At 55.4% G+C, this 20,238-nt stretch carries 15 protein-coding genes and 1 other annotated feature; of the genes, 3 read left to right on the forward strand and 12 right to left on the reverse strand.

Features of this window, described 5'->3' with window-relative positions; all coding sequences use genetic code 11:
• Positions 1–598 precede the first annotated feature (598 nt).
• From pheT to J3348_RS10835, 9 genes are all read right to left on the reverse strand, one after another.
• Complete coding sequence (gene pheT, locus J3348_RS10795; protein WP_207698968.1) at positions 599–3,010, reverse strand: phenylalanine--tRNA ligase subunit beta; 2,412 nt, start codon at positions 3,008–3,010, stop codon at positions 599–601.
• 18 nt (positions 3,011–3,028) lie between these two features.
• Positions 3,029–4,051 (reverse strand): phenylalanine--tRNA ligase subunit alpha, encoded by a 1,023-nt coding sequence (gene pheS, locus J3348_RS10800; RefSeq protein ID WP_097775388.1) that lies wholly within the window; start codon positions 4,049–4,051, stop codon positions 3,029–3,031.
• A gap of 79 nt (positions 4,052–4,130) precedes the next feature.
• Positions 4,131–4,369: a binding site (T-box leader), on the reverse strand.
• 122 nt (positions 4,370–4,491) lie between these two features.
• Positions 4,492–6,162, reverse strand: coding sequence for a glucosyltransferase domain-containing protein (locus tag J3348_RS10805; RefSeq protein ID WP_242702963.1), 1,671 nt, complete (start codon positions 6,160–6,162; stop codon positions 4,492–4,494).
• A gap of 46 nt (positions 6,163–6,208) precedes the next feature.
• A complete protein-coding gene (locus J3348_RS10810; protein WP_207698970.1) occupies positions 6,209–7,789 on the reverse strand; it encodes a glucosyltransferase domain-containing protein in 1,581 nt (526 codons plus the stop codon).
• Positions 7,790–7,909: 120 nt separating this feature from the next.
• Positions 7,910–9,091 (reverse strand): MBL fold metallo-hydrolase, encoded by a 1,182-nt coding sequence (locus tag J3348_RS10815; RefSeq protein ID WP_207698971.1) that lies wholly within the window; start codon positions 9,089–9,091, stop codon positions 7,910–7,912.
• A 129-nt stretch (positions 9,092–9,220) separates the two neighbouring features.
• A complete protein-coding gene (gene rmuC / locus J3348_RS10820; protein WP_207698972.1) occupies positions 9,221–10,558 on the reverse strand; it encodes a DNA recombination protein RmuC in 1,338 nt (445 codons plus the stop codon).
• 62 nt (positions 10,559–10,620) lie between these two features.
• On the reverse strand, positions 10,621–11,691 hold the full coding sequence (locus J3348_RS10825; protein ID WP_242702964.1) for an alpha/beta hydrolase: 1,071 nt from the start codon (positions 11,689–11,691) through the stop codon (positions 10,621–10,623).
• Positions 11,692–11,706: 15 nt separating this feature from the next.
• Entirely contained in the window at positions 11,707–12,783 is a 1,077-nt protein-coding gene (locus J3348_RS10830) for an alpha/beta hydrolase (protein ID WP_347565382.1), read from the reverse strand.
• A gap of 21 nt (positions 12,784–12,804) precedes the next feature.
• A complete protein-coding gene (locus J3348_RS10835) occupies positions 12,805–13,872 on the reverse strand; it encodes an alpha/beta hydrolase (protein WP_242702965.1) in 1,068 nt (355 codons plus the stop codon).
• Positions 13,873–14,077: 205 nt separating this feature from the next.
• Between J3348_RS10835 and J3348_RS10840 the strand changes: the two genes are divergently transcribed.
• On the forward strand, positions 14,078–14,596 hold the full coding sequence (locus J3348_RS10840; RefSeq protein ID WP_005945939.1) for a GNAT family N-acetyltransferase: 519 nt from the start codon (positions 14,078–14,080) through the stop codon (positions 14,594–14,596).
• A gap of 78 nt (positions 14,597–14,674) precedes the next feature.
• Here J3348_RS10840 and J3348_RS10845 read toward each other — a convergent pair whose 3' ends face one another.
• The 3 genes from J3348_RS10845 to J3348_RS10855 all read right to left on the reverse strand — a co-directional run bounded on the left by J3348_RS10845 (position 14,675) and on the right by J3348_RS10855 (position 16,575).
• Positions 14,675–15,205, reverse strand: coding sequence for an HD domain-containing protein (locus J3348_RS10845; RefSeq protein ID WP_044954220.1), 531 nt, complete (start codon positions 15,203–15,205; stop codon positions 14,675–14,677).
• A gap of 35 nt (positions 15,206–15,240) precedes the next feature.
• Positions 15,241–15,681, reverse strand: a complete 441-nt coding sequence (locus J3348_RS10850; protein WP_005945935.1) for a hypothetical protein — start codon at positions 15,679–15,681, stop codon at positions 15,241–15,243.
• Positions 15,682–15,795: 114 nt separating this feature from the next.
• Positions 15,796–16,575 (reverse strand): alpha/beta hydrolase, encoded by a 780-nt coding sequence (locus tag J3348_RS10855; protein WP_207698973.1) that lies wholly within the window; start codon positions 16,573–16,575, stop codon positions 15,796–15,798.
• Between the two features lie 202 nt (positions 16,576–16,777).
• Here J3348_RS10855 and htpG point away from each other — a divergent pair, with 202 nt between their 5' ends.
• Together htpG and J3348_RS10865 are read left to right on the forward strand one after the other, a co-directional pair.
• Positions 16,778–18,706 (forward strand): molecular chaperone HtpG, encoded by a 1,929-nt coding sequence (gene htpG, locus J3348_RS10860; protein ID WP_097781712.1) that lies wholly within the window; start codon positions 16,778–16,780, stop codon positions 18,704–18,706.
• Positions 18,707–18,864: 158 nt separating this feature from the next.
• On the forward strand, positions 18,865–19,968 hold the full coding sequence (locus tag J3348_RS10865) for a 5-bromo-4-chloroindolyl phosphate hydrolysis family protein (RefSeq protein WP_207698974.1): 1,104 nt from the start codon (positions 18,865–18,867) through the stop codon (positions 19,966–19,968).
• The last annotated feature ends 270 nt before the right edge of the window (positions 19,969–20,238 follow it).

Below are 20,238 nucleotides of genomic sequence, written 5' to 3' on the forward strand. Positions count from 1 at the left end.
TGTGTTAGGCGCGCCGCCAGCGTTCGTCCTGAGCCAGGATCAAACTCTTTATAAATGATATTTATCACTTAAAAGTGTTAAATCTTGTTCGCTCAGCACGCAATCGCTTGCGTCCTGTGTGAATTACTTTTGGAATTGTTTTTAGTGTTTTTCCAAACACTTAAAAGGTTCCTTACAAGTTTTTCGATATTGTTCAATTTTCAAGGTCCTGTAGCGCCTCAGCCTTGCGGCTGACGACCTGTTTATTTTACCACCGAAGTAGTTTTTTGTCAAGCCTTATTTTTTAGAAGCTTTTGAACTTTCTGAACTTGGAGCGCTTCAAACATCTCAGTGTCAACTGGTGTTTTCAGCGTCTATTGGTTCTTTTCAAGGGCTTCCTGCTGAGGCTTTGGAAGTCATTCTTTTGCCTCAGCGCTTGGCGCTCAAGTATAATACCACACCCCCGCTTCCTTGTCAACACTTTTTGACAGGTTTTTTCATCTTTTTTCTTGCGCTGCTGAAAAACGTTCATTTTCTTGTATTCAACGTTCTCTTTTTACGCAAAAAAGCCGCCTGCACATTCCTGCACAGACGGCCTTATATTACTTCTATAATAGAGTTAGCGGATCTCGATGCCCAGCTTGAACTTCAGGTTGCCGAGGATCTTCTTAACCACGCGCTCCACTTCCTCAGCGGAAACTTCCTTTTTCGGATCGGACAGAGACAGGGTGAACGCCATGCTCTTTTTGCCCTCGCCGAGATTTGCGCCGCGGTAGATATCGAACAGCTTGATCTCACCCACCAGAGGGCTGGCCTTCTTGATGGTCTCCTCGATCTCGCCACAGGTGGTCTTTTCGTCGCAGACCAATGCCAGATCACGCTTGACAGCAGCGTAGGGACTGAGCGGCTGATAGCGCAGCTCACCGTCCACGCAGGACATCAGAGCCTCGTAGTCCAGCTCACCCAGATAGATATTCTGGTTGTCCTTCTGATCCTTTGCAATTTCCAGCTCGCCGTTGATCTCGTTGGACAGCTTGCCGAACACGCCCAGACGCTTGTCACCACAGTAAACAGCGGCGCTGATGCCGGGGTGCAGCCACGGGGTTGTCTCGCGCTTATAATCAAAGCGCAGGCCAAAGCCGGCTGCCAGTGCTTCCAGTGCACCCTTGACCGTGAAGAAATCTTCTTCGGGGCCGAATGCACCAATGCAGAGGGTCTGGCGCTCGTGCGGATGCTCGTTGATGGGCAGTTCCTTGGCAAGATACACCGGTGCCATCTCAAATAGACGGCCCTCCGTGTTGCCCTTCTTGAGGTTGTCCACGATGACGTTCAGCATGGAGGGAGCCAGCAGGGTGCGCATGATGGACAGATTCTCGCTGATGGGGTTCAGGATGCGGATGGCCTTGCGGGCTTCATCATCCGCCGGGATGTGCAGCATATCCAGTTCTGCGTTGGAGTAGAAGGCCAGCGTGGAGGCCTCATAGAAGCCCTGTGCGGCCAGCAGGCGCTTGGTCTTGAGCTGCTGCTTCTGGTCATAGTTCAGACCGCCGTTTGTAACAGAGGCAGTGTTCAGGAAGGTGGGCACAATGTGGTCGTAGCCGTACTCACGGATGACCTCCTCGGCCAGATCCGGGAAGCTCTCCACGTCCTCGCGGTACAGGGGTGCGGACACGTCCCAGCTGCCATCGGCCTGTACATCCACCGTGAACTCCAGACGCTGCAGAATGTCGATCATGGTCTGATCCGGCACGGTGATACCCAGCACGCCGCAGATCTTAGCCGGAGTGGTAACGATGTGCTTGCGCTCCATCGGGCGGCCATCGGTCAGGTCATATTCCAGTGTGGTGATGTCGCCGCAGTCCAGCTCCTGGATCAGGTGCAGGGCACGGGCAAGGCCCAGTTCAGGAGAGTGACGGTCCACGCCCTTCTCGTAGCGGGCAGAAGAGTCGCTGTTCTGGCCCAATGCGCGGCTGGTCTTACGCACGCAGTCGCGGGCGAAGGTGGCACACTCAAACAGCAGGCTGGTGGTGTTCTCATCCATGCCGGAGTTTGCGCCGCCCATGATGCCGGCAAGTGCCACCGGCTTTTCGGCATCGCAGATGACCAGATTGTTGGGGTTCAGAGTGAACTCCTTCTCATCCAGCGTGACGATCTTTTCGCCCGCATGGGCGCGGCGCACATCGATGGTGCGGCCGGCGACCTTGTTCAGGTCAAAGGCGTGCATGGGCTGACCCATTTCCAGCAGGGTGTGGTTGGTGATATCCACCACATTGCTGATGGAGCGCAGGCCGCACAGAGCCAGATGGCGCTTCATCCAGCGGGGAGACTCGCCCATGCGGATGTTGCGCACATAGTGTGCCATATAGCGGGGGCACAGATCCGGAGCCTCCACCTTGACGGTGATGGGCGCATCCGGTTCGCAGACAGTCTTGTAGTCCATGGCGGGCATGTGCAGGGGCTTGCCCAGAACGGCAGCCACCTCGCGGGCGATGCCCAGAACGGACTGGCAGTCCGGGCGGTTGGCGGTGATGGAGATATCAAAGATATAGTCATCCAGACCCACCACGGGAGCAATGTCGGTGCCGGGGACAGAATCCTCGGGCAGAATGAGCAGGCCGTAGACCTCAGAGCCCGGGAACAGGTCGTCGTTCAGGCCCAGCTCTTCGCCGGAGCACAGCATACCGTTGGACTCCACGCCCTGCATCTTGCGGGCCTTGATCTTGATGCCGCCGGGCAGGGTGGAGCCATCCAGAGCAGCGGGCACGCAGTCGCCCAGCTTCATGTTGGCGGCACCGGTGCTGATGCGGATGTCGTGGCCGTAGTCGCCGCAGTCCACCACACACTTGGTCAGGTGGGTGCCCTCCTGCTTTTCCATCTCCACGATCTTGCCGACAACCACCTTGCTGATGCCGGCATCCAGCGGGATCAGCTCTTCGACCTCAAAGCCGCAGGAGAAGAGCTTTTCCTCCAGTTCCTGCGCAGTAACGTCGATATCTACAAATTCTTTTAACCAGCTGAAAGGTACTTTCATTGTCTCTTCTCTCCCCTCTTATTCGTGGAACTGCTTGAGGAACTGCAGGTTGTTCTCGAACATCAGGCCGATGTTGTTGATGCCATACTTCAGCATAGCGATACGCTCGATGCCAATGCCGAAGGCGAAACCGGAATACTCGTCCGGGTCGATATTGCAGTTCTCCAGCACCTTGCGGTTGACAACGCCGCCGCCCAGCACCTCGATCCAGCCGGTGTGCTTGCACAGCGGGCAGCCCTTGCCGTGGCACTCGAAGCAGCTCACGTCCACCTCCACGCTGGGCTCGGTGAACGGGAAGTAGGAGGGACGCAGGCGGGTGCGGGTGTCAGCGCCGAACAGCTTCTGCACGAAGGTATTCAGTGCGCCCTGCAGGTCGCCCAGCGTGATGCCCTTATCCACCACCAGGCCTTCCATCTGGTGGAACATGGGGCTGTGGGTAGCGTCCGAGTCGGAGCGGAACACACGGCCGGGCATCAGGATCTTGATGGGCGGCTTCTGAACGTCCATGGTGCGGATCTGGCCGCCGGAAGTCTGGGTACGCAGCAGGAACTCATCGGACAGGTAGAAGGTGTCCTGCATGTCGCGTGCCGGGTGATCCTTGGGCACGTTCAGGCGGGTAAAGTTGTGGTCATCGTCCTCGATCTCCGGGAAGGTGCCCACCGAAAAGCCCATGCCGGAGAACACGTCGATGATCTGGTTGGTGATCAGGGTCAGCGGGTGCAGACCGCCCACAGAGCGGGTCTTGGCGGGCAGGGTGATATCCACCGTCTCCGCAGCATTGCGGGCAGCAAGCTCTGCCTGCTTCACCTGTTCTGCAGCAGCGTCGTAATCTGCCTGAACCTTTGCCTTGAGTTCATTGATGATCTTGCCCATAGCGGGGCGCTCTTCCGGCGCAACGGTGCGCAGGTTCTTCATCAGGGCAGGGATCTTGCCGTTTTTGCTGAGGTACTCCTGCCAGAAGGAGGCCAGCGTTTCCTTGCCGGACACCTGACCAAGGCTTTCAGCGGCCTGTTTTGCCAGCTCGTCGATCATTGCTTGCATGGATGTTCTCTCCTTTATTCTTCGTGTTGATGAGCGGAGTGCAACAAAAAAGCTCCGTCCCCTGCCCGATTTCTCAGGCAAAAGGGACGAAGCTGTTGATTCTTAGCTCCGCGGTACCACCCGGTTTCCACCCGTGCACAGATGCCGGGCGGCTCTCAGAACGCCGTAACGGGGCGTGGCCGTTCTGTACTACTGCTGTTTCGCACAGACCGCTCAGGAGCGAACTTCAGCACAGATACACCCGGAAGCCCTCTCAGCCGGTGAAGCTTCTCTCTTTGCCGTGTACGCCATACCTACTCTCTCCGTCGCTGCGTTTGGGAGTATTCAGGTTTTATAACCAAGAGCTATGTTACCACATTTCGGGACAGTTTGCAAGGGCTGTGCAGCCACTTTCCGCAAAAATCGCGTTCGGTGGAGGTTTTTTCACAAAGCCGCAGCCATTATGAATCGTTTATGTCATCCATTATGAGCTGAAACAATTCTCCCAGGTCGATTAGTGGCGCAAACTCTTTATCAACTTTGTAATCATCTGAAATTTTTACCGCGACCACACCGTCGATCTGCTGGATATATCCTTCCTGCGGATAGACTGGCATCTGTTCCAGCTCTGTTCTGCTGTACAGTTCCCCATACTGTTCCACCGAGCAATGCTTGAGTTTTGCCGGAGTAATATCCCTGAAAACCGCTTTCCAAGACGCTCTGGCCGAGTAATCGTTCAGCCAGAAGCGGCCCATCTGCGCATACGGATTTGCATAGAGGTAATACTCCCTCTTCATAAAACTGGAGTTCGAGCTGGGTCTGCCCACAAACAGTACCGGCAGCTGCTCGTTATCGTCAAAATATCCGCTGCTCATCAAGTCGTCCGCAATGTGATCCGACATGCTCTTGAGTGTTTTCCTTCCCTCATACATAGCTTCCTGATCGATCACGGCAGAGCAGACATTTCCATAGACGACCAAAACCGCAAGTACTACAGCCCCTGTCCGGGCAGCACATACATACTTTTTTACCATAGGCTGATTTGTGCGCGTCCCTTCAAGCAGCAGCAGACATACCGGCACGAACAGATTCAATCCTTCGCCCATCTGCAAAAGCCAGACCGCCTCGCTTGTGATCAGCATGATGGCATTGCACATGATGGGCAAAACGATCAGCGTTGCCACTCCCAGAAGGATATATTCCCAATTTTTCCGGTGAAGCATTTTTCTGAAGCGGTTCAGCAGTCCGATGCTCAGCGCCAGAAATACCAAAACGAAAAATCCCACCGGCTGCAGAATGTTATGCCGATAGTAATTCTGAAAAAAGTAAGCTCCAAACAGTTGGTAGGTCTCTGCAATGGCATTGGGCAGATTTTTCAGTATAGAAAGTACCGAAACATCCGCTCCTCCATTATAACTTGCCATCTGCCATCCACATGCCCATACGATCAGCTTTGTGAGCAGGAAATACAAAACCATTCCTGCAGCTGCGCTGCAAAGACTTCTTCCAATGTGGGCATGGACCTTTTCTCTGTCCACATTGCGGAACAGAAGCAGTAGAAGATATGTCAGCAGGAGCAGACAAAAGTTATCAAGGCTCGTCTGATAGCACGCAAGGCTCATGACCAGAAGCAGTGCTCCCTGTACGACCGCTTTTCTAAAATCTGCGGCACGAACCACACGCTCTGCCGCCAGAACGGAAAACAAAAATGAGCAGCCAAACACCGGCGACTGAAACCGATATGACAGCTGTATTCCAGTGACCGTGCTGGCCAGAACAGCCATACCCGCCAGATAGGTCACGACAGAATCCTTCTCTGTAAAAAACTTCCGAAGCAGGGTAACAGCCAGCGCCGACATGGAAAGCGTCAGCAATGAATTGAAAGGTTCCGTCTGGATGCCAAACCGCAGCGCATCGATCACCGGCCAGAGCCATCGGCCCGTGACTACCTGCCAATAGCCGCCAAAGAACCATGTATTGTTCCATAATCCGTCAAATGTATTGGTCAGCCGCTGGCTGATCAGCAGGAAAAACACTACCGCCGAAAACAGCAGCATCACCAGAAAATATCTTAGATCCGATATATCCAGCCCAAGGTCGTCCGGTTTCTGTACATCGATTTTTTCTTTCATCGTTATTTTCTCCATCTGTCCTGTTTTATGTTCTCAGGCTCATTTGTTATTCATCGATCAGATAATCCTCTGATACCTTCACGATCACAATATCACCCACCTGCTGGATATATCCCTCCTGCGGATAAACCGGCATTTCTGCTACCAGTTCGGTCTGTCTCAGTTTCTGATAATCTTCATCTTCGCACAGCGTGATCTCCACCGGAGTGATCTTTTCAAACACGCCGCGCCAGGAAAGTCTTGCGCATTCCGGTGACAGCCAGAAACAGCCCATCTGTGCATACCTGTTGGCCGAAGGGTACAGGTCGCCTTTTTTAAAAGTCGGGTTCGAGCTGGGCCTGCCTGCGATCATGACCGACCAGTGATTTCCTTCGTCAAAGCAGCCTTCCTCCGTCAGATCGTTCACGATTTGGTCCGACATTACCCGCAGTGAATCCCGGCCCTGCCGCATTGCCTCCTGATCGACAGCCATCATGTAAACATTTCCGTATACGACCAGAAATGCAAACACCAGTACCAGCCATCGGGCTTTGTTGCCCTGTTCCGGACGGGTGCCCTCCAACAACAGCAGACACAACGGCACAAATAACGCAAGGCCTCCGCCCATTTGCATTCGCCACACAGCTTCACTGCTGATCAGCATCATGGCATTGCAGGCAAACGGCAGTGCCAGCAGAGCGGCAGTGCCCAGAAGCAGGCCCCCTGTTTTTCCACTGCGCGCCATCCGCACAAAACGGCAAAGGAACCATACCGCAAGCATAGCCAGCACTGCTGCGAACAAGCCGAACGGCTGCAGTGTATTATGCCGGTAGGCATTACGGAAAAAGTAAATTCCGAATATCCGATACGCCTGCAGAATACCATTCGGCAAACCAAACAGAATGCTTTTTACTGAGATCTCTGCGGCACCATTATAGCTGGTCAGGTCGATACGGCAAAGTGCAAGTACTAGCTTCAGCACCAGCCAGTAGAGCACCATGCCCGCTGCTGCACTGCCAAGGCTTTTTGCAATGTGCACACCTGTTTTCTGTGGTTCTGCATTCTGAAACAGCAGCCGCAGCAGATATGCCAGCAATATCATGCAGAACACCGCCAGATTGGCCTGATACAAACCCAAGCTCAATGCCAAAATAACCGCACCGCAGCCGACAGCCGCACCTGCATGGGTGGTGGTGATCACCCAGTATGCTGCAAGCACGGCAAACAGAAAGGACAAGCCAAAGATCGGTGACATATAGCGGTAAGAAAGCTGCACGCCAACTGCTGCGCCGGAAATGGCAGCCATTCCCGCAAAGTAGGTCAGTGCGTTGTCACGCTCCACAAAAAGCCTGCGCAGAAGCGTGATGCCCAGCACCATCATGGAAAGAGTCAACAGGGCATTGAGCGGTTCCGTCTGTACACCGAAACGTACAGCATCTGCCACACACCACAGCCATCTGCCGATCGACAGTTCCCAGAAGCCGCCTATAAACCACGACCCATTCCACAGGCCGTCAAACGTATTGACCAGCCGCTGACTGATCAGCGGAAAATAGACCATCACCGCAAAGCCCAGCATCACAAAGAAATATTTCTTATCCAACTCCCGCAGCCAGTGTCTGATATCCGCTTTTATTTCTACAGACATGATATTCCTCCATCCATAAACTTCTGCTTTTCAGTATATCAAACTCTTCCACATGGTTCAATAAAAAAATCCCCTGCCGGGCAGTCGGCAGAGGATCTTGCGTATTTTTTCCAGAATGCTTTATTTTGCCACGATTTCTGCAGCCAGTGCATCCATCTGCGCTTCGGCAGCAGCATTGGCAGCACTGCGGATGGTGACCACAGTATCACACACGGCGATGTTCTTCATGCTTTCCAGCTCGGCGCGCATGAGCTTTGCGGCCATGGGTGCCCATGTGCCATTCTCCATCAGACCGACCGTGCGGTTCTGGAAGTTCTTGGTCTTGAGGTGGGTCAGCAGATTTTCCATCGGCGGGAAGAGGAAGCCGTCGTAGGTGGCGCAGGCCAGCACGATCTTTCCGCAACGGAAGGCTTCGGTGACGGCATAGGACACATCGGTGCGGGTCAGGTCCACCTCCACGACCTTTGCGCCCTTTGCACGCAGCTTTTCTGCCATGAGGTGGGCTGCTGCACGGGTGTGGCCGTGGATGGAAGCACTTGCCATAAGGATCTTTTCCGGCTCCTCGGGCTTGTAGCTGGACCAGATGTCGTAGTAGTTCAGGTACTTGCCCAGATCTCCGGTCAGCACCGGGCCGTGCAGCGGGCAAATGGTCTGGATGTCCAGAGCCGCGGCCTTTTTCAGCAGCGCCTGCACCTGCGGGCCGTATTTCCCCACGATGTTCAGGTAGTAGCGGCGGGCTTCGCTGGCCCAGTCGGCCTTTTCGTCAAACTTTGCCACAGCGCCAAAGCGACCGAAGCCATCCGCGGAGAACAGCACCTTTTCGGTGGATTCATAGCTGACCATGACCTCCGGCCAGTGCACCATGGGGGCAAACACAAAGGTCAGGGTATGTGCACCGAGAGAAAGGCTCTCGCCGTCCTTCACCACTACACGGCGCTCCTTGGCAATTGCATCAGCACCAAAGAACTGATCCATATACAAAAAGGTCTTGGCGTTGCCCACCACCTGCATCTCAGGGTAGAGTGCCGCCAGCTTTGCAATGTTGGCACCGTGGTCCGGCTCCATGTGGGAGACCACCAGATAATCCGGCTTACGGCCTGCCAGAGCTTCGGTCAGGTTTTCCAGCCACGGCTCGGTAGCGCGGGCATCCACCGTATCAAGAACGGCGGTCTTTTCGTCCAGAATGACATAGGAATTATAGCTCACGCCGGTGGGCACCGGATACTGGCTCTCGAAGAGGTCGATGGTGGTATCATCCACGCCAACGCCCAAAATGGCTTCACTGATCTTGTTTACGCTCATAATGCTCGGTCTCCTTATTTATATTTTTATGCAGTGCCGCGTTTCTGCGGCGGTTGTTTCTGAGAACAGTTCCTATCATACCACATCGTCAGAAAAATCGCAAGGGATAACGTGGGAATATTCTGCACATCAGAGCTCTTCCCCATTCTCCGGCAGACGTGCCGCCACCGGTTTGCCCGGCTCAGCATCCAGTTCCAGCAGAGCGGCAGCAGCGCTTTCGTCAATGGTCTGCACCGCGCGCAGCTTGCGGCTGATGGCACGGCTGCGCACGCCAATGAGATTATCCAGCTCTTCGTCGGTCTGACGCAGGCGCTGCTGCATCTTGGAAAGCCCCTGCCCGAACTTGTCAAATTCGGTCTTCACCGCACCCAGCAGCTGCCATACCTCACCGGAGCGCTTCTGGATGGCAAGGGTCTTGAAACCCATCTGCAGGCTGTTGAGCAGCGCTGCCATGGTGCTGGGGCCTGCAATGTTCACCTGATAGTCCCGCTGCAGCACTTCCAGCAGGCCCGCGTTCACCACCTCGGCATACAAACCCTCGAAGGGCAGGAACAGGATGCCGAAGGCCGTGGTATAGGGCGGCTCCACATATTTTTCCCGGATGTCCTTGGCCTCGGCCCGCAGCACCAGTTCCAGTGCGTGGCGGGCGTTCTCCACGGCCTGTGCGTCGCCGGATGCCTGCGCATCCTGTAAATGGGCATAGGTGTCGCCGGGGAACTTGGAGTCGATGGGCAGCCACACCGTACCGCCGTCCGCGCCGGGCATCCGGATGGCGTACTCCACCCGCTGGGTACTGCCCGGAATGGTGGCCACATTGGTGTCGTACTGTTCCGGGGCAAGGATCTCTTCCAGAATGGCTCCCAACTGGATCTCACCCAGAATACCGCGGGTCTTCACACCGGAAAGCACCTGTTTCAGCCCGCCCACATCAGCGGCAAGGTTCTGCATTTCGCCAAGACCCTTGTACACCTGTTCCAGCTGGTCGTTCACCGCCTTGAAGCTTTCGGTCACCCGCTTCTGCAACGCATCCTGCAGCTGTTCGTCCACCGTATGGCGGATCTCGTCCAGCTTCTGGGCATTCTGGGCCTGCAGGGCAGTCATGCCCTCGGCAAGGGTGCGGCGCATCTCTTCCAGCTTGCGGGCGTTGGAGGCTTCCAGCCCCTGCAGGCGCTGCTCCATGGTCTGCTGCTGGGTGCCCTGCCCTGCGGCAAGGGCGGTGCTCATACTTTGCACCGAAGCCTGCAGCGTTTCACTGATGTGGCCCATAGCGGCAAGGTTCTGCTGCGCCATCTCTGCCAGCTTCGCGTCCATCTGGCGGTTCTGCGCTTCCAGCTGCTGACGCAGCCATTCCTTCCGTTCTGCATCGTCCCGGTTTGCGGCAGGCTTTGCCGAGCGGTACAGCAGCAGGGCCATCATCAGGCAGATGGCCACCAGAAGCACCGTGTAAAGAAACGCTAAAAATTCCATAATGTCTCCTATTGCAAAATCCGGGCTGTGCAGCTGCAAAGCCCGGATCTGCGTACTTTATATTATTTTGTCTGTTCTTCCCAGAAGGCAGCGGCTTCGTCCAGCCAGCCATCCGCAGCCGTGCCGCGGCCAAGGCAGATGCCATGGGCTGCGTGGTCATATACCACTTCTTTGTAAGGTACGCCATGCGCGGCCAGTGCCTTGCTGAGGGTCGGCCCCTGCAGCGGCCAGCACAGCAGGTTCAAGGTCAGGTCATCCCTGCCATACCAGAAGTACACCGGCGGATAGTCCTCTGTGATCAGGTCGGCAAGGCTGTATTCATAGTAGAACCGGCCGCACACAAAGGGGTCGATGCCCACACGATAGATCGGTGTGATCTCGGAAAACTGCACGATGGGATACGCCAGGATCACTGCGCCGGGCTTGGGCAGGCCATAGTTTTTATAGCCCAGAGCGTCCGATGCAAACAGGCCCGCCAGATGTCCGCCGGAAGAATAGCCGATCAGGGCGTAGCTTTCCGTCTGCACGCCGAACTGCTGTGCGTGGGCGGTGATGTACTTCACCGCCCGTGCAATGTCCTCCATGGGGCCGTTGTTGTCGTTATCCGGGTAGGCGCGGTAGCGCATCACGAACACCGCATAGCCTTTCTGGTGCAGCTGGTAAGCTGTGGAGATGCACTCCTTTAACTCTGCCGTGCGGTTGAAGATGTTGCCGGAGAGCACCAGCGCATACTTTGCATCCGGCGTGCTGGCCGGGTAGTAATAGAACTCCGCATTGTTGCGGGAGCTGTCCTCGGCGATCTCCTGCTCCGAGTAGAGCTTATAGGTGATCTGCACGCCCGCATTGTAATTGCGGATGAGCAGGTTCAGACCATCGGCACAATCCTGTGCCACATAGCTGCTCACATATTTTTCCAGCGTCTGGTCATTGCACCAGTCCTCGGTACCGGGCAGGTTCTGCTCCTTGGAATAGGTCCAAACGCCTGCGCCAAGGATGCCGGGGTTCGAGCGGATCTCGCCCATGGTGGTCTGCGGCGTGATATCCGGCTCGCCATACTCTGCTGCAAATGCGGGCAGCGCCATCATCAGCAGCAGACAGATACAGGCTGCTGCGGTGCATATCCTGTGTTTCAACTCAACATCTCCTTTTCAGCCGACCTGTTCCTCCCAGAAAGCAGCTGCTTCATTCAGCCAGCCCTCCGCATCGGTGCCCTTGCCTGCGGCCACTGCATGGGGAGCATCATCATACACATGGTAGATATGCGTCACATGGTTGCGGGCCAGTGCCTTTTCCAGCACAGGCCCCTGCGCCGACCAGCACATGGTCATAAGGGTCATGTCGTTTTTGCCGTACCAGTGATAGGTAGGCGGATAATCCGGTGTGATGTAATCAGACAATGTCATTTTATAATACCGCTGCTTGCACACGCCGGGGTCCAGCAGGATATTATAGACCGGTTTGAACTCTAGGAAGGTGTTTACCGGGTAGCCCAGCAGCATGGCACCGGGCTTTGGCAGGCCGTAATTTTTGTAGCCCACCGCGTCGGTGCCGAACAGTCCGGCGATCTGCCCGCCTGAGGAATAACTTACAATGGCATAATCCTCCGCCTGCACGCCAAACTGTCCTGCATGTTCCGTGATGTATTGCACCGCGCGGACCACATCCTGCAGCGGCGCATTGTTGGAAGCCTTCATGCCGATGCGGTAGCGCAGCACGAACACCGGGTAGCCCATTTCGTGCAGGTTCCATGCAGTGGAAATGCCCTCGCGGATCTCCGCACTGACCACGATCGCATTACCGCCGATCACCAGCGCATATTTCTGGTTTGCCTGCGCCCCTTCTGCCGGCAGATAATACAGTTCCACACCGTCCCGGCTGGTATCCTGCGCGATCTCCTCCGCCGTATAAAGCGGGAAGGTCACCCGCTGCCCAGCGTTATAGGTGCGGATCAGATAGTTCAGTCCATCCGCCGCATCCTGTGCCGTCCAGTGATTGGAAAGGCGGCTCAGCGGCTGCGCGTCCCAGTACATCCGGTCCAGCACACGGTCCTGATCCAGCGAGTAGGTGTAGATGCCCGCACCCACAATGCTGGGGTTGGAGCGGATCTCTTCCATTTTGGTGCGCGGTGTGATGTTGGCCTGACCAAGCTCCTCCGCAAACGCCGACTGTGCCAGCAAGATCATCAGGCCAATACCAAACATCACCGTGCGCAATCGTTTTCTCACAGCAATCCCCCGTTTATCTCTTTATTTGCACTGTTTTTCCCAGAATGCCGTTGCCTGCCGGATCCAGCCGTCCGCATCGGTGTGGCGGCCCGGGCCAATGGCGTGGGGTGCGTTCTCGTACACATGGCACTCATAAATAGCCCCGCTCTCCCGGAGCTTGCGCTCCAGCAGCGGCCCCTGCTGGGAGTAGCACATGCGCTGCATATAAAGATCATTTTTGCCGTAGAAGAAATAGGTAGGGGTAAAGTTTTCGTTCACCACATCCGAAATATCAGTCCAGTAGTAACGCCAGCCAAGCACCAGCGGGTCAATGGCCAGCTGATACAGCGGCTTCACCTCAAAGAAATCGTTGATGGGGTAGCCCAGCAGCAGCGCCGCAGGCTGTGGGAGGCCAAATGCCTTATAGCCGAACTTTTCGTTGTCCGAGCCGATCAGGCCCACGATGTGTCCGCCGGAAGAAAAGCCCATCAGCGCATAGTTTTCGCGCTGAACGCCAAACTGATCTGCATTTTCGGTCAGGTACTTTACGGCGTTGGCAATATCGTACAGTGGCGCATTGTCGGATGCATTCAGGAAAGAGCGGTACCGCAGCACAAAGGCCGCATAGCCCAGCTCGTGCAGCTGGTTGGCAATGGATGCACCCTCGTTCAGCTCTGCGGTGGTGTTGCCGCCGTTGCCGGGCACCACGATGGCGTACTTTGCGTTGGCTGTTTTAGCCGGGAAATAATACAGCTGCACCATGCCCAGAGAAGAATTTTCCGCAATTTCTTCCGGGGTATACACCTGCCATGTGATCTGTACGCCCCTGTTGTAGTTTTCGATCACAAGGTTCATGCCTTCGGCGGCATCCTCGGCAGCCGCGTAGCTTACATAGCCCTCAATGGGCGTATCATCGTACTGCGTGCTGCCCTCGATCCATTCGTTGCAGTAGGTATAGTAGCCGGAGCCTTTGATGCTGGGGTTCTCCCGCAGCTCTTTCATGGTCGTCTCTGTTGTGATGTTCGGCTCGCCGTACTCTGCAGCAAATGCCGAAAGCGATACGCACGCCAGCATTCCCAGCGCACACACCATCGTTCTGATCCACTTCATTTTGGGACATCCTCCATTCTGCAGCGGCGTATCCTGCCGTGCTTTTCTTTGTTATGATTTATTGTATCACAAACCTTCCGCTTGTCAAAGAAATTTCTGTGCAGTACGGCGCTTGTACCGCACCGCAAATTCTGCTATACTGGAGCCGGATATTTTTGAGAGTTGAGGGCGCGGAAAGCTATGCACTTTCCGCCGGGATCGAAATATGAGCAAAATCGAGATCCGGCCCATGGAGCCGGAAGACTGGAGCGCTGTTTCCAGAATTTATTTGGAGGGCATTGCTACAGAACATGCCACTTTTCAGACCACCTGTCCGCCGTATTCTGCGTGGGATGCTTCCCACGCAAAAGAATGCCGACTGGTACTGCTGGCCGACGGCGTGATCGCCGGGTGGACGGCGTTGCGCCGGGTGGACCCGCGCTGGTGCTACCGCGGCGTTGCCGAGGTGAGTATTTACGTGGGTGAGCAGTTCCGGGGCCATGGCCTTGGCTATCACCTGCTGACCGAGCTGTGCCATCAGGCAGAAAAGGCCGGCTACTGGACACTGCAGTCCACCGTGCTGCAGGACAACGCTGCCAGCCGCGCCCTGCACACAAAATGCGGCTTTCGCTTAGTGGGCCGCCGGGAACGCATTGCCCGCGACTGTCACGGCCGCTGGCTGGACACATTCTTAATGGAATACCGCGCTGCCGCCAATGAACCGGAAGGCTATAAAAAGCTGTAAGATGCAAAAGAACTCCGCGCCCTGAGGCTGCGGAGTTCTTTTTTGTCCATTGATAAAATGATAAAGGTAAAAACAGGCTTACCACTCTTCGCCGTCGATGTCCACGCTGCCGTCCACCACGGCACCGGCGCGGGAACGCTGGAACATGCTTTCCACCACGGCGCAGTACTTATCGGCCAGACAGACGATGACTGCTTCGCGGCAGGTGGGCACATGACGGAAGGTCAGCGGCCACATGTGGCTTGCAATGATGCTCTGTTCCTTTCTGGTAATGCTGAACACCCGCTTTGCATTGACGCAGGCATAACCCGGATGGGAGAAGCCGTGCATCTCAAACAGGCGGCGCAGGCCGTGAAAGGTACCGGTGGTGTGCCAGTCATACAGATAAAAATCATGCAGCAGGGCACCCACTGCCAGCGAGGTCTCGTCAGCGTGCAGATGCAGACGGCGGTTGAGCCAGAAGCTCACCAGCGCCACATTCTTGCAATGCTGGTAGGTGGTGACAGAGCCGTGCTGGATGTACTCCCGCATCCGCTGCACATCCGGGTGATGATCGTATTTTTCAACGATGGCATAAAGCTGTTCGCGCTCGATCTCAGAAAGCTGCATGCTGCAAAATTTCCTTTCGCTTTAAGGTGATGTTTTCAGGAGCGGAGCTGGACCGGATTGGAATTGCCGAAGTTCTCTGCACTGGAAGGGTTCTCCCGCTTGAGGGAAAAATCTACCAGATACTGCTTGCCGTCGCCCAGTTCTTCCAGCTGGGCCAGTTTTGCCTTTGCGGCAGCTTCGTCCGGGTACCACTGGATCAGGAAGAAATTTTCTTCCTCTACACCGTAGTACAGCCACTGGCCGTCGGCACGCAGCCAGTCGTCCAGATGATCCACTTCTTCGCCGTCCGGCAGGCCAAGGCCTTCTTCGGCATAAAGGTTTTCCGGTTCCACCTGCAGCATTTCGATCACCTGAATGGAGCTTTGCAGGTATTCGTCCTGCGAGACCGTCTTGTCCGAAAGCTCCCATCCGGTGAGAAAAGCCTGCATCATCAGGTCGCGCACAGAGATGCGCGGCAGGGTCGGGTCCATAACCATAGGTATTTCCTTCTTCCTTTAGTTTGTCCCTGCTGACCAGTATACGTCAAAGGCTTATGCAAGTCAACAGTTTAATTGTGAATTTTTTGTAGGTTCGTTCAAATATATCCAGACTTAACAGACGGAAAAGGCAAAAGTGTCTTCCAGCCATTCCACTGCCAGTTCCACCCAGTGATGCCGGTGGCGGCTGGGCTGGTCCACCTCTGCCGTGCTGATGCTGGTACCGTGCACCCCCTTTTCAAACAGATGTGCCTCGCATGGCACACCCGCCCGGTGCAGAGCGTTCACCAGCATCAGGGTGTTCTCCACCGGAACGGTGGCATCCTCCATGGTGGTCCATACGAACACCGGCGGCGTCTGCGGCGTGATCTTATCCTCCAGCCCGAACACCTGCTGTGCCGCCGGGTCGGCGCTGCCCGCCAGCTGCACAAAGCTGCCGCGGTGGGCATACTGCCCTGCCGTGACCACCGGATAGCCCAGAATGACCGCATTGGGCCGGGGCTGGGCCGCTTCGCCGGGAATGTCCAGCACAGCACCGGAAAGGGCCAGGTGGCCGCCCGCTGAAAAGCCGCACACGGCAATTTTTTCCGGCAGGATATGCCACTGGGCCGCGTGCTGTCGCACAAGACCGATAGCCTCGGCCAGCTGGCGCAGCGGCATGTAGTCCTTTGCCTTTTCGCAGATGGCGTAGTCCAGCACAGCGGTGTGGTACCCCGCCGCCGCAAACTGCAGCGCCACCGGGTCGCCCTCGCGGGCACTCACATGGGTATAGCCGCCGCCGGGCACCACCAGCACCAATGGCCGGTCAAGCACATTCGGCATCCGCTCACAGCAATCACGCAGATAAACGGTCAGTGTCCCACCGCCGGCCAGTTCCAGCTGTTTCAGCTGCATGATATTTCCTCCTTTTACAGCATCCTTTGCGGTTCATTATAGCACAAAACGAACCATTTTTTAAACTTTTTATGAAAGCCCTTGATTTTTGCTTTTCGTCGGTGTATATTAGCACTCGAAAGTTACGAGTGCTAAGTATTCAAAAGCAATATCCTATTCCGAGTGCTTGGTGCCGAATACAGATAAAAAGAGGTTTTGCATTATGGCTAAGAAAGAATTTCAGGCTGAAAGCAAAAAGCTGATGGATATGATGATCAACTCCATCTACACCAATAAGGAAATTTTCCTGCGCGAGCTGATCTCCAACGCATCGGATGCCATCGATAAGCTCTATTATAAGAGCCTGACCGATCCTTCTGTGGGCATGAACAAGGGCGATTTCCGCATCCTCATCACCCGCGATAAGGAGAACCGCATCCTGACCATTGAGGATAACGGCATCGGCATGACCAAAGAGGAACTTGAGCAGAATCTGGGCACCATTGCTCACTCCGGTTCTCTGGATTTCAAGAAGGACAACAAGGACGAGAACATCGATATCATCGGTCAGTTTGGTGTCGGCTTCTACTCTTCCTTCATGGTAGCCGATAAAGTCACCGTCATTTCCAAGGCTTATGGCTCGGATGAAGCATGGCAGTGGGAGTCCTCCGGTGTGGACGGCTACGAAATGACCCCCGCCCAGAAGGACACCGCAGGCACCCAGATCATCCTGCACATCAAGCCGGATACTGAGACGGACCACTACGACAACTTCCTCGATGAGTACGGCATCGTGGCCATCGTGAAGAAGTACAGCGACTATGTGCGCTATCCCATCCAGATGGAGCGCCAGCACGAGCGCCAGAAGCCGGAACCCGATCCCAAGCCGGAGGATTATAAGCCCGAATGGGAGACTTACACCGAGCTGGAAACTCTGAACAGCATGGTGCCCATCTGGAAAAAGCAGAAGAGCGAAGTGACCGACGAGGAGTACGCGAATTTCTATAAGGAAAAGTTTGGTGATTATACCGACCCCGCCCGCGTCATCGTCAGCCGCACCGAGGGCACTGCAAATTATAATGCCCTGCTGTTCGTGCCCAGCCACCGTCCCTACGACTTCTACACCAAGGATTATGAAAAGGGTCTGGCCCTGTACGCATCCGGCGTGCTCATCATGGAGAAGTGCGCCGACCTGCTGCCCGATTACTTCAGCTTCGTCAAGGGCATTGTGGACAGTCAGGATCTGAGCCTGAACATCAGCCGCGAGATGCTGCAGAAGGACAACCAGCTCAAGCTGATCCACAACGCTCTGGAAAAAAAGATCAAGAACGAGCTGCACGCCATGCTGGCCAATGACCGCGAGAAGTACGAGGAATTCTGGAAAGAGTTCGGCCGTCAGATCAAGTTCGGTGCTTACTCCGACTACGGCATGCACGCCGAGCTGCTGCGCGACCTGCTGCTGTTCTGGTCTGCCAAGGAGCAGAAGATGGTCACTCTGCAGGAGTATGTAGACAAGATGCCCGCTGAGCAGAAGTATATCTACTTCGCTGCCGGTGATTCTACCGACCGTCTGGCAAAGCTGCCCGCCGCTGAACTGGTCATGGATAAGGGCTATGACGTCCTGCTGCTGACCGAGGATGTGGATGAGTTCTGCCTGCAGATCCTGCGCACCTATCCCCGCAAGGATGCCGAAGGCAAGGACGGCACCGTGGAGTTCAAGAATGTCAACAGCGGTGATCTGGGCCTTGAGACCGAGGAAGAGAAGAAGGCCGCCGAGGACGCTACCGCTGAGAACAAGAACCTGTTCGATGCCATGAAGGACGCACTGGACGGCAAGGTGAAAGAGGTCAAGGTCTCTACCCGCCTGAAGGATCACCCTGTGTGCCTGAGTGCTGACGGCCCGCTGTCCATTGAGATGGAAAAAGTGCTGTCCAAGCAGCCCGGCAGCGAAGGCGTAAAGAGCGATAAGGTTCTGGAACTGAATGTCAACCACCCCGTGTTTGCCGTGCTCAAGGCCGCACAGGAGGCCGGTGACACCGACAAGCTCAAGAAGTACAGTGCTCTGCTGTACGCACAGGCTCAGCTGATCGAAGGCCTGCCGGTGGATGATCCCGCCGCCTACGCCGAGGCCGTCTGCAGTCTGATGAAGTAACTTTTTCCGGTAGGCAGCAGACTTACTCCCCTGCCGCTTCCACGCACATCAATATTTCCCCCTTAACAAAAAGGCCGTGCTCCGCTATAATAGAGTGGAACGCGGTCTTTTTCTGTTCTTTTGCCGGACAGTCAGGATAAATTGAGAGGTTTTTGCTCATGCAGCCCAAAAAACATTATTTTGCCCACATTCCCACCATTGCCATCTTTATTGTGTTTGCCATGTCGGCACCGCTGGGCGTGCTGCTGTTCATCTTAAAAAGCATCGATAAAAACGCCGAAAAAGAGGAAACGGCTGCTGCGCAGGCGCAGGCAGACTATCGTTCCGACCTCGGCCCCGCCCTTGCGCAGACGGCACCCCGGCAGGAAACCGAGCCAACTTACGGCCACGATGTTCCCACCAAAGAGCAGAAGGACGCTAAGGAGCGTCACAAACTCCTTACCACCCTGTGCACCATCGGCGGTGCTGTCTTTCTGTTCGCGGGCTTCAGCACTCTGTTCATGGATGGCGCTGACAGCATGATGGAGGCGTTTACCGCCATTGCCCAGATGCTGGGCGGCGGTGCTGCTCTGCTAACCGGCCTGCGCATGGATCGTACCCGCAAGCTGGAACGCCTGTTGGACAAGATCGCAGGCGACCGCGACAATATTCCGCTGGACGAGCTGTTTGCTGCCGCGGGCATCGATGCCGCAAAGGGCCGCACCGTGGTGGAAAGTGCTATTTCCCACGGTTACTTCGGTGCAGATGCTTACATTGATAACCGCACCAATACTCTGGTAGTGCGCGGCGCGGCTCCCCAGCCGCCCCGGAAACCGAAGCCTGCGCCCGCCCCAGAACCTGCACCAGCGGACCAATATACCGCAATTCTGCAGCAGCTGCGGCAGGTCAACGATGCCATCCCGGACCCCGTGATGACCACCAAGATCAGCCGTCTGGAAGCGGTCAGTGCCCGCATCTTTGAGCTGGCAAAGCAAGACCCCGGCAAAAAGGCTCAGCTGCAGAAATTCATGGACTACTATCTGCCCACCGCCCTCAAGCTGCTGAACACCTACGCCAGCCTTCCTGCGCAGGATGTGCAGGGGGAAAACATCGCCGATGTCAAAAAGAACATCGAGCGCAGCATGGACCTGCTGGTGACCGCCTTTGAAAATCAGCTGGACAAGCTGTTCCAGTCCGACGCACTGGACGTTTCGGCAGATGTGGCCGCACTGGAAGGGATGCTGAACATGGACGGCCTGACCGGAAACGAGTTTACAAAATAATATTTTGGGAAACAGGGAAAAGGCCCATGAGCTTTTTCCCTGTTTTTTCAAAGCGCAAATCTCCATGTTGTGCAGGCCTCGTCCGTCCCACGCAAAGCCGTGGATTTGCAGGCATTTTTGCCAATGGTTTTTCCGTTTTATATCTAATTTTATTTCAACCGTCAAATTCCACTCTGTGCGCCAATTTCAGTCTTTTTGCAACTTTTCATCCAGATGCAACAATAACACATGGTTTTTTCTGTCCGGATTTTATATGATAAGGACAGAAGT

It is taken from the genome of Faecalibacterium sp. Marseille-Q4896 (assembly GCF_017377615.1).
GTDB classification, from domain to species: domain Bacteria; phylum Bacillota; class Clostridia; order Oscillospirales; family Ruminococcaceae; genus Faecalibacterium; species Faecalibacterium taiwanense.